Consider the following 15341-nt stretch of genomic DNA (forward strand, 5'->3'; position numbering starts at 1 on the left):
ATATGGCAGAGAAGAAAAATAAAATCAACGAAGAAGAAGTAGAACGTATAAAAGAAGCCTTTGAGAAAAAAGATTGGGCAGAAATAAAAAGTGCGAACTCATGGGTGATCTTTAAAGTGATGGCTGAGTTTGTAGATGGTTTTGACAAACTTGCGAAAATAGGACCTTGTGTATCTATTTTTGGATCTGCAAGAACATCACCGGATCACAAATACTACAAAATGACAGAAGAGGTAGCCCGATTGTTAGTAGAACACGGTTATGGTGTCATTACAGGAGGTGGTCCTGGTATTATGGAAGCAGGTAATAAAGGTGCCCATGATGCTGGCGGTAAATCTGTAGGTTTAAATATTGTACTTCCTTTTGAACAGGACGGTAATCCATATATTGATAGAGACAAAATGCTGAACTTTGATTACTTCTTCGTAAGAAAAGTAATGTTCGTAAAATACTCTCAAGGTTTTGTGGTGATGCCTGGAGGTTTAGGCACTTTAGACGAGTTATTTGAGGCTTACACATTAATTCAAACCAAGAAAATTGGTCGCTTCCCAATTGTGTTAGTGGGTATTGATTATTGGCAGGGTTTAATGGACTGGATTAAGAGTACTTTATTGGAAAAAGAAAATAATATTAGTGCAGGTGATTTGGACCTTATTCACCTTGTAGATACTCCAAAAGAAGCGGTAAAAATTATCGAAGACTTCTATGGGAAGTATTTATTATCACCAAATTTCTAAAAAGAAAAAAATACAAACTATATTTGACACCTCAATTGATCGATTGAGGTGTTTTTCTTTTTTATATAAAAGAAAGATAAGGTGATATTTCTAAGATTTAATTACCAGAGTTTTAGGCTTAAGTAATTTGATATTCACCTAGGTTCAATGACTTAGGTGTTGAATGATCTGAATATAAAATAAGTCGCTAATAATGTTGATTAGTTAGCTAATAATTACTTTTAATTATTCTGTAAATGAAAGATAGTGAGATGATTTATAGATTAAATCAGAAAATCACATATTCTTTGATGCTTATTTGTTAACTAATGCGTTTATATTCAGATCTTAATAATAAATAACCCGACCTTTGTACTAATTTGTTATAAATACCATTCATGAAATCGTTTTTGTGGTTTGTTTTGGGACTTGTTACCGCAGGTCTGCTTACGTATGTTTTTCATGTTGTTTCCCCTAACGAAAGAATTATTGAAAAAGTAATTGTTTCTGAAGGAGAGCAATTCAGTTATGAACTTGATCTTCCTAAAGATTTTGAATTCGCAGGAGAGAAAGTGCCTTTGGATGAAGAAGACATAATAGAGCGTTTTGATCGAGAAATGTATGTGAACTCTTATTGGCATTCACATACCATCTTAGTTTTAAAAAGAGCACAAAGATGGCTACCTATGATCGATAAAATTTTAAAAGAAGAGGGGGTGCCTTCAGACTTTAAATATTTATGTATTATCGAATCGGATTTGATGTTAACTGCTAGATCAGGTTCTGGAGCAGCGGGTTTTTGGCAATTCATGCCAAGTACTGCTCGAGAGTATGGTTTAACTGTAACCAAAGAGGTAGATGAAAGGTATCATGTGGAAAAAGCGACACATGCTGCTTGTGAGTATTTAATGAAGGCAAAGAACCGTTTGGGTACTTGGACCTTAGCTGCAGCTGCTTATAACAGAGGCGTAACTGGCATCTTGAAAGGGATGAAAGATCAAAAAGTAGATAATTACTACGATCTTTTATTGAATCAAGAGACATCAAGATATGTATTCCGTATCTTAGCGCTTAAGGAGATTATGTCTGAACCTAAGAAATATAATTTTGAGTTGTCAACGCATCAATTATATAATCAGGAAAAGACAAGAACGGTAACCGTTACTAAAACGATTTCGAATTTGGCAGAATTTGCCAAACAAGAAGGCGTTAACTATAAAATATTAAAGAGACACAATCCTTGGTTAAGACAAAATAAATTAACCGTTAGAAAAGGAAAGTCGTATGTAATTACCTTACCACAGTCGGAGTAAGGAAGAAAGGAAAATTCTCAATGAAGAAGAGTGCAAATTTAGTCGCAATTGTAGGTAGACCAAACGTTGGTAAATCTACTTTATTTAATCGTTTGGTAGAACGTCGTGACGCGATCATGGATAATGAGAGCGGTGTAACACGTGACCGACACTATGGACAGGCCGAATGGACGGGAAAATCATTCACTGTAGTAGATACAGGTGGATATGTTGTAGGTTCTGAAGATACATTCGAAGAAGCAATTCGTGAGCAAGTAGAAATTGCTATCGAGGAATCTACGGTTCTGTTATTCGTTGTTGATGTTGAAACAGGTTTAACAGATTTGGATAGAGAGTTTGGTAAATTACTTAGAAGAAGTAAAAAACCAATATACCTAGTAGCCAACAAAGCAGATACAGGAGAAAAAGCAATGCATGCTTACGAGTTCTATGAACTTGGTATGGGCGAGCCAATGGCAATTGCTTCAGCATCTGGTTTTGGTACGGGTGATCTATTGGATGAAGTAGTTTCTAACTTCCCTGAAGATGAGGACGAAGAAGAAGAAGCAATTCCAAGAATCGCTGTTATCGGTAGACCAAACGTAGGTAAATCGTCTTTAACGAACCTTCTTTTGAATAAAGAAAGAAGTATCGTAACAGATATTGCAGGTACAACTCGTGATGCTGTAGATGCGAAATACAACGCATTTGGTAAAGAGTTTATCTTAACAGATACAGCAGGTCTTAGAAGAAAGGCAAAAGCAATGGAGAACGTGGAGTTCTACTCTGTAATGAGAACCATTAAAGCCATCGAAAGATCAGATGTCTGTATCGCTGTTTTAGATGCAACAAGAGGTATCGAATCTCAAGATTTGAGTATTATCAATTTGGCCATCAAAAACAAAAAAGGTATTGTGATTATGGTGAATAAGTGGGACCTTATCGAAAAGGATACCAACACTGCTAGAGAGTTCGAGAAGAAAATTCAAGAGCGTTTAGGTGGTGCAGCTTATATTCCGATTATCACAACTTCGGTATTGGAAAAACAACGTATCTCTAAAGTAATCGATAAAGCCATTGAGGTCTACGAAAATCGTAAGATGAAAGTAATGACTTCTGCTTTGAATGAGATTATCGGTAGAGAAATTGAAAGACGTCCACCTCCAGCACACCGTGGTCACCACATTAAAATTAAATACATTACTCAGTTGCCAATTCACACACCGGTATTTGCGTTCTTCTCGAATTACCCAAGACACGTGAAAGGCCCTTACAAATCGTTTATCGAAAACAAAATCAGAGAGCATTTTGGTTTTGAAGGAGTACCGATGGGTATTGTATTCAAAGAGAAATAATCAGAGAAATATTTCTTAATAGATAGCAGACTGTAATTATTAACATAAATACAGTCTGCTTTTTTATTTTAAATCAACTGTAAAACGCTGTTCTCGTTTATACTATATATATCAATCATCATTTCATGAAATATCTCTTCATCATATTTTTCTCTCTACTATTTGTTAGTTGTGATGTTCATAAGGAAGACGAATTTGTTCCTATTGAAAAACATGGTTATGATAACTATTCTATTAAAGAGAAAAAATTATTCTCCGATTCAACAAATAGTGTTCATATTAAATTAGCAATACCCAAGAGTTCAAACATGCATAACTCTTACAAAGAAATTACACTGACAAAATTAAATACAGGTGAGAAAATTTCTATTAATTCCAATCATATTGTTGACTTAGAGCCAGGAGCTTATGAGTTAAATGTAGCACTTCATCCACATAGAGCAGTTGATGATAGTAAAGTACATTTATCCGAAAATTCATTATTTAGAAATGAGTTTCAGGTAACTAAAATGTTTACAATTGAGGAAAATCAAACAGTAAAATTTAATATCTATCTTCATTAATTTTATATTGCAGCTGCTTTAATGCTAGCATTTACCCTTGTCATAGGAAAATTGATGTTTTTCTATCAAACAACTTGGTAATTTGACGAATCTAATCTAACGTGTGATTTTAGATTAAAAGACTTTTTTATAAAACTGATAATAATGAAACATTTGTTTATCGCAGCAATTTGCGGACTTTTCTTATTTTCTTGTGGAGGAGCTGCATCTTCAAGTACTGAAACTTCATCAGCAGCCGTAAAGGACAAACCTATCCCAACATTTAATGCTGATTCTGCATATACATATGTACAAAAGCAAGTTGATTTTGGTCCAAGAGTTCCCAATACAATGGCTCATGATATGTGTGGTGCATATCTAGCAAACGAATTGGCAAGACATGGAGCGGAGGTAACTGAACAAAAAATGACGGTTTATGCCTATGATGGAACCGCTTTAAACGGTACCAATATTATCGGTAGCATTAATCCAGAAGCTCAAACTAGAATTATATTGGCAGCACATTGGGACACTCGTCAGGTAGCTGATCAAGATGATGATAAATCAAGACAACATGAACCAATTTTAGGAGCAAATGACGGTGGTAGTGGTGTAGGTGTTCTTCTAGAAGTTGCAAGAGCAATTGCCAACAGCCCGGACAAACCCAAAGTTGGTGTAGATATCATTTTGTTTGATGTGGAAGACTACGGTCGCCCTGCGTTCGAAGAAGATCAATCGGGTGATTCGGGTTACTGTTTAGGATCAAAACATTGGGCAGCTAATCCTCATAAAGAAGGTTATTCTGCATATTATGGTATCTTATTGGATATGGTTGGAGCTAAAAATCCTACCTTCTTAAAAGAAGGAGTATCGATGTATTTCGCTCCTAGAATTGTAAAGAAAGTGTGGAAAACAGCTCAACGTAAAGGCTATGGAAGTATGTTCGTGGACCAAAAAGGACCTCAGTTAACAGACGATCACCTTTATGTAAACGAGATTGCTAAAATCCCTATGATCGATATTATAGATCTTGACCCAAGCGGTGCTCAAACGTTCTTCAAACACTGGCACACTCACAATGACAACATGGACGCGATTGATAAAAAATCGTTGGAAGCAGTTGGTGTGACCTTGTTGCAGGTGCTTTACAACGAATAGTTTTGGGGAAATGAAAAATTAAAAGTTAAAAATGAAAAACGTGGTTAGTAGGTCTGACTTATCGTTTTTTATGGGTATTTGATATAAATGGAGGGCAAATCATCGTTGGGTGGTTTGCCTTTTTTAGTGAAGAGTGAAAGGGAGTAAATGAAAAATTAAAAGTTAAAAATGAAAAACGTGATTAGTAAGGCTGGTTTTTCGTTTTTAAAGAGTATTTGATATTAATAAAGGAGTAGTCATTTATTGGTGGTTTACTTTTTGTGGTTTATTCAACTTTTTAAAACTAATTGATTTTTTATGAGACTTCTACTTCTTTTTATTACACTAATATTTTTTACAACCCAAAAAGGATATGGGCAAACGCCTACATCATCACTTACCCCAGAGGAATTTATATCTCTTCTTGATAGTAAGTACGGTATACAACTGAATAAGTATAAATATAAGATTGAGGATGGAAAGTTGATTTATTTGAATCTACCACTTGGAAAAGAGAAAACCTTTCCAAAAGAACTTGTCTATTTTCAATCAATTGAACACTTAGATTTAAGTAGTAATAAGCTTACCCAATTTCCATTAGAAGTAACTCAACTAAAAAATTTAAAGCACCTAGATCTTAAATATAATCTGTTGACAAGAATTCCGAATAACATTGGACAGATGAAATCTATAGTAAAGTTAGAATTAGCTTATAATAGAATTTTACAACTACCTGCTCAAATTGGAAATTTAGAGAATTTAGAGGAATTAATTTTAACGAAAAATGAATTATCTCAACTCCCAAATGAAATCAATAAATTAAAAAATTTAAGGAAATTGGATTTGTGGATGAATAATTTCGCTACTTTTCCTTTGGTGGTTTTAGAGATAGAAAATTTGAAATACTTAAACTTATCAAAAAATAAATTCACCAAGATACCTTCCAATATCAAACAATCAAATAAACTGGAAGACCTAAATATCAGTAACAATAAGTTGGTTACTTTACCTAATGAAATTGGTCAGCTAAATAACTTAAGATTTTTAAGTTGTTCCGAATGTGAACTTTCTTCATTTCCAGATATAAGTAAGTTAACCCAATTGGAAGGTTTATATATTCAATTAAATAAAATACCTTATTTTCCTAAAGGGCTTGGGCAATTAAAGAACTTAAAAACGATGTATGTTTTTGCTAATCAAATTGAGGTGATGCCTAAAGAATTTGGACAATTAACCTCACTAGAAAAATTGTATATGTCTGCAAATAAAGTACAAGCAATTCCCGATGAAGTTTATAACCTAATTAATCTCAAAAAATTTATTGTATCATTTAATGAAATAGAAAACATTTCAAATAAAATTGGACAACTCAAAAACCTTGAGGTATTGAATATAAGGGCTAACAAACTAACGTCATTACCTGCAGGAATCGGATCATTGTCAAAATTATCAAACCTAGATGCAGCTAGGAATAAAATAAGTTCATTACCTGTTGAACTATATCAGTTGAAGGTAGTCGAACAGATAGACCTTAGTGAAAATCAATTAACGAGTATTTCAAAAGAGTTGGTGAACCTTAACGAATTATGGAAATTTGATCTAAATGGAAATCCTATTAAAACACTTCCTGACGAAGTTGTAAAATGGAAAAAGTTTAAATACATCACTTTACCAAGAGATTTCGATAAATCGACTCTTCCAACAAATTAATTGGAAATGAAAAATTAAAAGTAAAAATGAAAAACGTAGTTAGTAGGGCTGGCTTATCGTTTTTTATGGGTAATTGATATAAATGTAGGGCAAATCATCGTTGTGAGGTTTGCCTTTTTTAGTGAAGAGTGAAAGGGAGTAAATGAAAAATTAAAAGTTAAAAATGAAAAACGTGGTTAGTGGGGATAGCTTATCGTTTTTTATGGGTAATTGATATAAATGTAGGGCAAATCATCGTTGGATGGTTTGCCTTATTAGTGAAGAGTGAAAAGGGAAAAGTGAAGAGCGAAGGGCAAAATGGTACACGTACTGCTCAACTAACTACGTTTTTCACTTTTCATTTTTCACTTTTAACTTAAAAAAAGGCTCCCTTTTTTTAAAAGGAAGCCTTTCATCTATAACTAAGCAAGTGGAAACCCCAACTTACTCCTTTATGTCAAGTTTAATGCTCAAATCACCCAATTGCTGAGCGTCAGCTGGAGATGGAGATTCGATCATTACGTCTCTTCCTGATGTGTTCTTAGGGAATGCGATGAAGTCACGGATAGACTCTACGCCACCGAATAGAGAACAAAGACGGTCGAAACCTAATGCAATACCACCGTGAGGAGGTGCACCGTATTCGAAAGCGTTCATCAAGAAGCCGAATTGTTCTTGAGCTTCCTCAGCAGTGAAGCCAAGTGCGTCGAACATGTCTGCTTGATCTGATTTATCGTGGATACGGATAGAACCACCACCAACTTCAACACCGTTGATGACCATGTCGTATGCGTTAGCACGAGCATTGTAACGATCGTTTTTCAAGATCTCAGCATCTTCAGGAAGTACTGATGTGAATGGGTGGTGCATTGCGTGGTAATGACCAGTTTCTTCGTCTTTCTCGAACATTGGGAAGTTCACCACCCAAAGAGGAGAGTAGTTGAATGGATCCTTAAGGCCTAAACGATTACCCATTTCTAAACGAAGCTCACACATTTGCTTACGTGTAGTATCTAGTTCACCAGATAATACTAATAGTAAGTCGCCTGCTTCAGCACCTGCTTTTTCAGCCCATGCTTTCAAGTCTTCTTGAGAGTAGAATTTATCTACTGAAGATTTGAATGAACCATCTTCGTTACATTTCACATAAACTAGACCTTTAGCACCGATTTGTGGACGTTGTACCCACTTCGTTAATTCGTCTAATTGCTTACGCGTATATGAAGCAGCACCTTTAGCACAGATACCTAAGACTACCTCAGCAGCATCGAATATTTTGAATCCTTTATTTTGTGTTAATTCATTAAGGTAGACAAACTTCATCTCGAAACGAGTATCCGGCTTGTCTGAACCATAATCACGCATGGCATCTGCATATTCCATTCTTGGGAACGTAGGAAGTTCGATGTCTTTCACCATTTTGAAAAGGTGACGCATCATTCCTTCGAAGTTTTGTAAGATGTCTTCACGCTCAACAAACGCCATTTCGCAGTCTATTTGAGTAAACTCTGGCTGGCGATCCGCACGAAGGTCTTCATCACGGAAACACTTTACAATTTGGAAGTAGCGGTCCATACCACCGACCATCAATAATTGCTTAAATGTTTGAGGTGATTGAGGAAGTGCATAGAACTCACCTGGGTTCATTCTTGAAGGAACTAGGAAGTCACGTGCACCCTCTGGAGTAGATTTAATCAATACAGGAGTTTCTACTTCGATAAACTCTTGATCTGATAAATATCTTCTTACTTCTTGAGCGATTTTATGACGCAATACCAATTTCTCACGAACTGGGTTACGACGGATATCCAAGTAACGGTACTTCATACGAAGTTCATCGCCACCATCTGTTTCGTCTTCGATTTTGAATGGAGGAGTTTGTGCCTCATTTAAGATCGTCAACTCGCTCAAACGCATTTCGATGTTACCAGTTGGGATATTTGGGTTTTTCGCAGCACGTTCGATCACTTCACCAGTCGCCTTAAGTACGAACTCACGACCAACTTTTCTAGCTTGTTCCAACAAGGCAGCGTCAGCATTACCATCGTCTTCGATTACTAATTGAGTGATACCGTAACGGTCACGGATATCGATCCAAATTAAACCACCTTTATCACGGATAGCTTGTGCCCAACCGCTTAAAGTTACAGTTTGCCCAATATGGCTTTCACGGAGTTCTCCGCAGTTATGCGTTCTAAGCATTTTATATATAATTTTAATTTAGTCTCTTGTTCAAAATAACTGATCGCAAAAATAAGGAGTTGTACTCTCACTACGAAAAGATTTACCTATCCTTTTTACTGATTTTGAAGTATTTTTCTATTTTTTTGAGAATTTCTTAGTGAAATCTAGAGTAATGCAATCTCTTTATAAATATTACCTACTTTTTTAAAAATCTGAAGGCCAAAAAAAAGTGCCTCTAATCTCATTAAAAATGAGGGGCACTTGTATTATTAGTAGTTAAAATTCAAAATATATAGTTACTCACTTTCGTAAGTATGACCTAGATAATCTAGGGTTAAATCAATTTTATCTTCAGGAATCATCCTTGTGATAATTCCATTTTCTTCTGCCTTTTCAGCAGTAAATAATTGGTTACCATCAATATTCATACCATTAGAGAAAACTGTTGATTCTGTGGCATAAGATAAATCACTTGCTTTTATAAATGAAGAGCCAATTTTATTAGTTGCTCCCTCAATTACAGAGACAGTCATTGCTCTCATACTGTGGATCATATCTTTTAAATTAATAAAATAATCACTGTTCATAATGCTATCAGAAATAATAGGAGCTTCCTCTAAAGAAAATTTTGGTAAGAAAAAATTTTCCTGTACTGTTCTAAATACCACCATATTAACATGATCATCTTTGTTGACTCTCTCTAAAATGTCGATTATTTGAACGGTAGTTTCCTTGGACAATTGGTTCAAGCAGAAATTAGGCAAGTATATGGTGACAACATTCCCTTTTTTATGACTGTGTATGTGTTTTATATTGTAGCTCATCTCAATATTAGGTTAATGCGAGTTTGGTTATTGGCTTTTACACTTCGAATGTTAATCAATAAAAGATAGAAGGATAATCTGAATAAAATGTAAAAGGAGGCTTAATCGAAAATTAGTTGTATCGTAAAGCTATACTACAAAGTTAAAATGCTTTATTGGTCTTTTTGGTGACCATTGTTATTATAAAATAATAATTAATGTATGTTAATGTAGTCGTTTTTAGGTTAATTAGGGAAGTTTTTATTCTTCATCCCAATCCTCATCGCCTTCTTCTTCAATAAAATTAATTTCTAACAGTTGTTCAATGTTAGTGATATTGACTTCTTCTCCTAAATAAAACTCAGCAAAACCACTATACACTTCTTCAGGAGTCATACCTTGTTCTCTAAGTGTTTTTATGGCATCCGAACCATTTGATTTCGACAACTTTTCACCTTTTTCATCTACAAGAAGTGGATGATGTAAAAACTCGACATTTTCGAAATTATCAAGTTCTAGTTTGTTACCAAGAAATATTTGAGCTGCTGTAGATTCAACAAGGTCTTCTCCTCTCACTATGAAATCGATCCCATCGTCTTCATCATCAATTAATGAGGCCAATTGATAAGCAAACAAGCCATCTTTTCTTCGGATGACAAAGTCTTTCATAGTTTGTTCTAAATCAATAGCAACATCACCAATAAATAGATCTTCTAAAATTACGGGTACTTCAGAAGTCTTCACTCTGATAGCAGCATCTTGGGTATCGAATGGGAGATTTAAATCTCTGCATTTACCAGTATAAATACCAGATTCAGATTGTTCGTAGATCTCTTTACGAGAACACGTACAAGCAAATAAATCGCCTTGTTCTTTTAAAATATCAAATGCTCTTTGATAGCGATGAATTCTTAGTTCTTGCGTCCAGTTTTTCTTAAAATCATCTACACTAAAAGGACCATTATCATAATCGATACCTAGCCAATCGATTGTTTCAAAAATATCTTCAATGTACTCGTCACGTGCACGAGTGGAGTCGATATCATCAATTCGTAAAAGAATTTCACCACCTTCAGACTGACGTGCAAGAATCCACGTGAGTAAAAAAGAATAGGCATTACCTATATGTAAATAACCTGATGGTGTTGGAGCAAATCTGGTACGCATTGATATATTTCTTTAGACGATTAAAACTGAGCTCAAAAATGCACTTAATTCAATAAAAAAAGAAAAGTATGATCTTAATTTTTGTGTTTAAGATCATACTTAGAATTTTTTTTTTAGGAAGAAATAAAATTAGTAAAGAAGTGAATTTAGAGTGTGGAACATTTAATTAGGATAAATTGGACTGATTCGAAGATGACTTAGTCATCAAACGATAGGTGCCCATGAAAACTATCGTTAGTACGAAAACACAAGCAAGTAATTCCATAATTTAAAAGTTTTATCAAGGTTAAATAAAGTTCTGTATGTTGTAGACAGATTAATAACAACGAGTGACAATTTATTTTCTCTAAAGGGTGTTAAAATTAGTGGGATAAAGATCAATTGTCTTACTGCAAGGTAGAAAATAAACAAAAAAATACACTATCGAAACATTGTTACATCCTATAATTATTAGAATAGTACAATGAATTATTTCGATAGTGTAAAATGTTATGAGATCAAATTAGTTCTTAATTTTCTAATTGATCCACAGCAAATGCGTATGCTCCAAGTGAAATAGCTTCACTAGTTCCTAATGCAGAAATACCTACACCAATTTTAGGAGAAGCATCGTATTTTACAGTTTTTTCTGTAAATGGAACCTTGATTTCCAGTTGGTTATTTGTTACAAACTTTTCAGTTTCGTCTTCAGAAGTAAGGTCAAATACTTCCATAACCAATCGGTCAGTTCCCGATTTATATTTTGATTTCATCTCTGCTAGAGTAGCAGGCATGAATAATTCTGAGGCTCCAGAAAGACCTCCTCCGATAACAACAATAGCATCTACCGTTGTTGCTAAAGTACAAAGAACGTCTCCTAGGTTTTCGCCTAATGTATCGAATGCTTTTTTCGCTGATGCAGCATCACCTTCTTGTTCGCCTTTTGCGATTTCGAAGATGTCTTTTGGCGTTAGTTCTGCATTATCAACACCAGAGAATTCTTTGTAGAATCTTTGGATTGCTCTAATACAAGAAGCTTCCTCAGCATTTACATGGTCTAAAACTTTAGAAGGCATCAACCAGATTTCACCTCCCATTGAGTTATCGCCAATATGTAATTTATTGTTAGAAACGACACCGCCACCTAGACCAGTTCCAAGTGTAATGCCGATCACATTTTTATATTCTTTTTCGCTTCCATTGGCTTTTAGCTTAGCATTAATTTGTGGAAGTAAACCACCGATTGCTTCACCGTAAGCAAATAAATCGCCATCGTTATTGATAAATGCAGGGATACCGAATTTTTCTTCTAACATTGGTCCTAAAGCTACTCCACCTCGATAACCAGGAAGGTTTTGTAAGTCGCCAATAATACCGTTAGGGTAATCAGCAGGACCTGGAAATGCGAATGAAATTGCTTCTGGTTTTCTATCACCAAGTTGTTCTACAACGTGATTAAAACCAGTAAGAATGTTTTGTAAGCTTTGTTCTAGATTATCACCGTTTGAAGGTAGTCTATAAGGATCAACGATCATTTTTCCGCCTTGCATGGCAGAGAATACAAAATTAGTTCCCCCAGCATCTAGGGTTAGGACGATTTGTTTTTTATCTGTTATGGACATAGTAATTATTTAAAAGAATATAAAAATTCTCCTGAAGTAATCAGTTTCATTTCTTTGTTGGACAACCTTACTAACAAAGATCGGTTATCTACCAATTCAATGTCATCATTTTTTGGTAATATGATTGAATTCCCATCAGATTTTTTCTTATGATTCATACGAACACAGTAAAATTCCTCATTATCCAAACCTTCCGTGAAGTCAATTTCAATAATTTGTTCTTCTGACGTAGAATTCGACAGCAAAATTACATATTCATTCCTTGCATTTACAACACCTACGGCATTGATATTTTGATGATTATTGTTATTAATTTGTACAATCGTACTACCTTTTTGAATGTTGCTAGATAATAAAGACCATGTATAATACCAAGGACGAATCTTTAATTCTGAGGGATCATGATACAAAGTATCTCCCAAACTATTCCACATTCCCCAACGCATAATCTGTTCAGTATTTCCATCGTTTGCTTCAGTGTACATTGCATCGTCTAAATACCAAGCCACGATACCATCGACACCAACCTGAAGCAAATCCATACAAGCTAGAGTAGTTAATTCTGCATATTCCTCATCAAATACTTTGGGTTGAGAAAGTCGACTGCTTCTTCCATCTTTTAGCACATCACCCATAGGTTTTATACCCAATTCGGAAATGAATAAAGGCCCATGTAAATTTTGAATCTCATTTGGGTTCAAGTGTAGGAAGTCTTCAGTTCTTCCATCAATAACAGCTTCTTCATCTAAAAAAGCATGAACATCAAAAGCCCCGATTGTTTCTTTTAGATCTTCATTGCTTTGTGCTAGCCAATCTTTTCCTTTTAATGTTTTTAGAGGCATGTCCCATGTAGGATCGCTGCTAGGGCCCATAATTGTTACATATTTGTTGAGGTGATATTTTGAAAACTCGTTCTCCAAGCCTATCACCCAATTTTTCCATACATCGTAATCCCCTTGGTTTTTGGCTTTATAGGTGTTGGGGGCATTTACCAAAGTAAAGTATTTGATGCAGGAATAGCGTTTCACCCTCACCAAATGATACATATAATCGGCAATCATCTCTGTCCATAAATGCTCATTTCCATTTTGCATTTGCCAAGGTGGGTTCCATTCTCCAAGAATTACTTGAATACTATTCTGCTGACAGAAATCAAGAATCTTATATAAGGCATGCATTTCATGCCTATTGTAGCTCACTATTGGCTTTCCTTTAGGATCTAAACCTCTAAAATATCGATCTTCTGCATTGTCAATAATTCGAATAATAGAAGGTTTCATGTGTTGAAGTCTTTCGAACATCAGGTTCCATCGACTACTGTCTTTCATTAGGAACCCCCACGAATCTCCTGGCGCATCAGCATGCTGATAGGTAGACCATTGAATACCGAATCCTTTAAAATCGTGATTTATCTTATTCTTTTTATTGAAGGTTAATTTTGAGGTAGGTTTTCCTTTTTTACAAGTAGATAAACAGAAAATAATTGATATGGATAGTAATGATAGTAGTAATCGTTTTAATGTCATAGTGTGATAGAAATGAGTAATAATTTTTTTCATTGATAATCAGAGAATATAATGTAGTAGTAGGTTAAGATGCTATCTGATTATAATCATAGAAAATACTCAATTGTTCGTTAATAAAGGTTACAATATTCGAAAAGTGTAATGATCTATTAAAAAAATTAAGGCATTAATAACTTTTATAATGAAAATCATTTCTATTTTAAAAAAGTTTGATCAACTTCCGACGCGATTGAAAAATCAACAAAAAAAATAACACTAACGATATAAATATTTTGAAAATGACAGCAGTTACTTTAGGAATTGATGTGGGAGGAACGAATACTAAGATCGGTTTCGTAGATCGTCACGGTAAATGTTTAGTAAGTACTCACATTCCAACTGGAGCGGACGAACCATTTGATAATTTCTTGAAAAATGTTTTCGCTACTGTAGACGATTTAAAGTCTAAAGCTGGTGAAATCGACATGGTAGCAGTTGGTATCGGTGCACCGAATGCGAACTACTACAATGGTAAAATTGAGAAGGCAGTAAACCTTAAAGGTTGGGGTGAAGAAGTTGCCATTGCTGACTTAATGCAAGATCACTTTAAAGTACCTGTTGCAATTACAAACGATGCTAATGCAGCTGCACTTGGCGAAATGAAGTTTGGTGTTGCTCAAGGTATGAAAAACTTTATCGTAGTTACTTTAGGTACTGGTTTAGGTTCTGGTATTATTGTAAATGGCGATTTATTATATGGTCACGATGGTTTTGCTGGTGAACTTGGTCACATTAATGTGGTTGAAGACGGTAGAATTTGTGGTTGTGGTCGTAGAGGTTGTTTAGAAACGTATGTTTCTGCAACTGGTATCAAACGTACAATGTTCGAATTACTTGCTGATAACAACGGAAACAGTTTACTATCTGGTAAAACTTTCGAACAATTGACAGCTAAAGATATTTTTGATGCTGCTGAAGATGGAGATGCTCTAGCTAAAGAAGCTTTTGATGTAACTGGCGAAATTTTAGGTAAAGCATTAGCAGATACTATCGCAATCTTTAGCCCTGAGGCAATTGTATTGTTTGGTGGATTAGCTTCTGCAGGTGAGTACATCACAGAGCCAACTCGTGCAGCAATGGAAGAAAATTGTTTATCATTGTTCAAAGGTAAAACTAGATTAGTAGTTTCTAACCTAGAAGGTGATAACACAGCAATTTTAGGTTCTTCAGCATTAGCTTGGCAAGAATACGAAAAACTTCAAAAAGCTTAATTAGTAGCTTTTATATATATGAAGCCCATCAAGCAATTGATGGGCTTTTTTGTATGCCTATTTTTATTAAAAACTGATA

Annotated in this window: 12 protein-coding genes; 7 read left to right on the forward strand and 5 right to left on the reverse strand. The window is 34.9% G+C overall.

Features of this window, described 5'->3' with window-relative positions; genetic code table 11:
• Window positions 1-2: 2 nt before the first annotated feature.
• The 6 genes from MY04_RS17305 to MY04_RS17330 all read left to right on the forward strand — a co-directional run bounded on the left by MY04_RS17305 (window position 3) and on the right by MY04_RS17330 (window position 6752).
• Complete coding sequence (locus tag MY04_RS17305; RefSeq protein ID WP_084005940.1) at window positions 3-737, forward strand: TIGR00730 family Rossman fold protein; 735 nt, start codon at window positions 3-5, stop codon at window positions 735-737.
• Between the two features lie 377 nt (window positions 738-1114).
• The gene (locus tag MY04_RS17310) at window positions 1115-2029 is read left to right on the forward strand and encodes a lytic transglycosylase domain-containing protein (protein ID WP_066211732.1); all 915 of its coding nucleotides are present in this window, start codon (window positions 1115-1117) and stop codon (window positions 2027-2029) included.
• Between the two features lie 20 nt (window positions 2030-2049).
• Window positions 2050-3363, forward strand: coding sequence for a ribosome biogenesis GTPase Der (gene der, locus MY04_RS17315; protein ID WP_066211734.1), 1314 nt, complete (start codon window positions 2050-2052; stop codon window positions 3361-3363).
• Window positions 3364-3488: 125 nt separating this feature from the next.
• On the forward strand, window positions 3489-3926 hold the full coding sequence (locus tag MY04_RS17320; protein ID WP_066211736.1) for a hypothetical protein: 438 nt from the start codon (window positions 3489-3491) through the stop codon (window positions 3924-3926).
• 144 nt (window positions 3927-4070) lie between these two features.
• On the forward strand, window positions 4071-5063 hold the full coding sequence (locus MY04_RS17325; RefSeq protein ID WP_066211738.1) for a M28 family peptidase: 993 nt from the start codon (window positions 4071-4073) through the stop codon (window positions 5061-5063).
• A gap of 297 nt (window positions 5064-5360) precedes the next feature.
• A complete protein-coding gene (locus MY04_RS17330; protein ID WP_066211739.1) occupies window positions 5361-6752 on the forward strand; it encodes a leucine-rich repeat domain-containing protein in 1392 nt (463 codons plus the stop codon).
• 423 nt (window positions 6753-7175) lie between these two features.
• On the opposite strand, the gene aspS is transcribed toward MY04_RS17330, so the two are convergent.
• The 5 genes from aspS to MY04_RS17355 form a co-directional block, all read right to left on the reverse strand.
• Window positions 7176-8933 (reverse strand): aspartate--tRNA ligase, encoded by a 1758-nt coding sequence (aspS, locus tag MY04_RS17335; RefSeq protein WP_066211742.1) that lies wholly within the window; start codon window positions 8931-8933, stop codon window positions 7176-7178.
• Between the two features lie 278 nt (window positions 8934-9211).
• A complete protein-coding gene (locus MY04_RS17340; protein WP_158297748.1) occupies window positions 9212-9739 on the reverse strand; it encodes a hypothetical protein in 528 nt (175 codons plus the stop codon).
• Window positions 9740-9979: 240 nt separating this feature from the next.
• Window positions 9980-10885 (reverse strand): glutamate--tRNA ligase family protein, encoded by a 906-nt coding sequence (locus tag MY04_RS17345; protein WP_066211747.1) that lies wholly within the window; start codon window positions 10883-10885, stop codon window positions 9980-9982.
• A gap of 509 nt (window positions 10886-11394) precedes the next feature.
• Complete coding sequence (locus MY04_RS17350; protein ID WP_066211750.1) at window positions 11395-12486, reverse strand: ROK family protein; 1092 nt, start codon at window positions 12484-12486, stop codon at window positions 11395-11397.
• Between the two features lie 5 nt (window positions 12487-12491).
• The gene (locus MY04_RS17355) at window positions 12492-14012 is read right to left on the reverse strand and encodes a hypothetical protein (RefSeq protein ID WP_066211751.1); all 1521 of its coding nucleotides are present in this window, start codon (window positions 14010-14012) and stop codon (window positions 12492-12494) included.
• A gap of 278 nt (window positions 14013-14290) precedes the next feature.
• On the opposite strand from MY04_RS17355, the gene MY04_RS17360 reads away from it, so the two are divergent.
• Window positions 14291-15262, forward strand: a complete 972-nt coding sequence (locus MY04_RS17360) for an ROK family protein (RefSeq protein ID WP_066211753.1) — start codon at window positions 14291-14293, stop codon at window positions 15260-15262.
• Window positions 15263-15341 lie beyond the last annotated feature (79 nt).

It is taken from the genome of Flammeovirga sp. MY04 (assembly GCF_001682195.2).
GTDB classification, from domain to species: Bacteria; Bacteroidota; Bacteroidia; order Cytophagales; family Flammeovirgaceae; genus Flammeovirga; species Flammeovirga yaeyamensis.

Excerpts from the sequence above, each read along its gene's own strand:
- MY04_RS17305 (WP_084005940.1), top strand. The coding sequence starts at position 3 with ATGGCAGAGAAGAAAAATAAAATCAACGAAGAAGAAGTAGAACGTATA.
- MY04_RS17310 (WP_066211732.1), top strand. The coding sequence starts at position 1,115 with ATGAAATCGTTTTTGTGGTTTGTTTTGGGACTTGTTACCGCAGGTCTG.
- der (WP_066211734.1), top strand. The coding sequence starts at position 2,050 with ATGAAGAAGAGTGCAAATTTAGTCGCAATTGTAGGTAGACCAAACGTT.
- MY04_RS17320 (WP_066211736.1), top strand. The coding sequence starts at position 3,489 with ATGAAATATCTCTTCATCATATTTTTCTCTCTACTATTTGTTAGTTGT.
- MY04_RS17325 (WP_066211738.1), top strand. The coding sequence starts at position 4,071 with ATGAAACATTTGTTTATCGCAGCAATTTGCGGACTTTTCTTATTTTCT.
- MY04_RS17330 (WP_066211739.1), top strand. The coding sequence starts at position 5,361 with ATGAGACTTCTACTTCTTTTTATTACACTAATATTTTTTACAACCCAA.
- aspS (WP_066211742.1), bottom strand. The coding sequence starts at position 8,933 with ATGCTTAGAACGCATAACTGCGGAGAACTCCGTGAAAGCCATATTGGG.
- MY04_RS17340 (WP_158297748.1), bottom strand. The coding sequence starts at position 9,739 with ATGAGCTACAATATAAAACACATACACAGTCATAAAAAAGGGAATGTT.
- MY04_RS17345 (WP_066211747.1), bottom strand. The coding sequence starts at position 10,885 with ATGCGTACCAGATTTGCTCCAACACCATCAGGTTATTTACATATAGGT.
- MY04_RS17350 (WP_066211750.1), bottom strand. The coding sequence starts at position 12,486 with ATGTCCATAACAGATAAAAAACAAATCGTCCTAACCCTAGATGCTGGG.
- MY04_RS17355 (WP_066211751.1), bottom strand. The coding sequence starts at position 14,012 with ATGACATTAAAACGATTACTACTATCATTACTATCCATATCAATTATT.
- MY04_RS17360 (WP_066211753.1), top strand. The coding sequence starts at position 14,291 with ATGACAGCAGTTACTTTAGGAATTGATGTGGGAGGAACGAATACTAAG.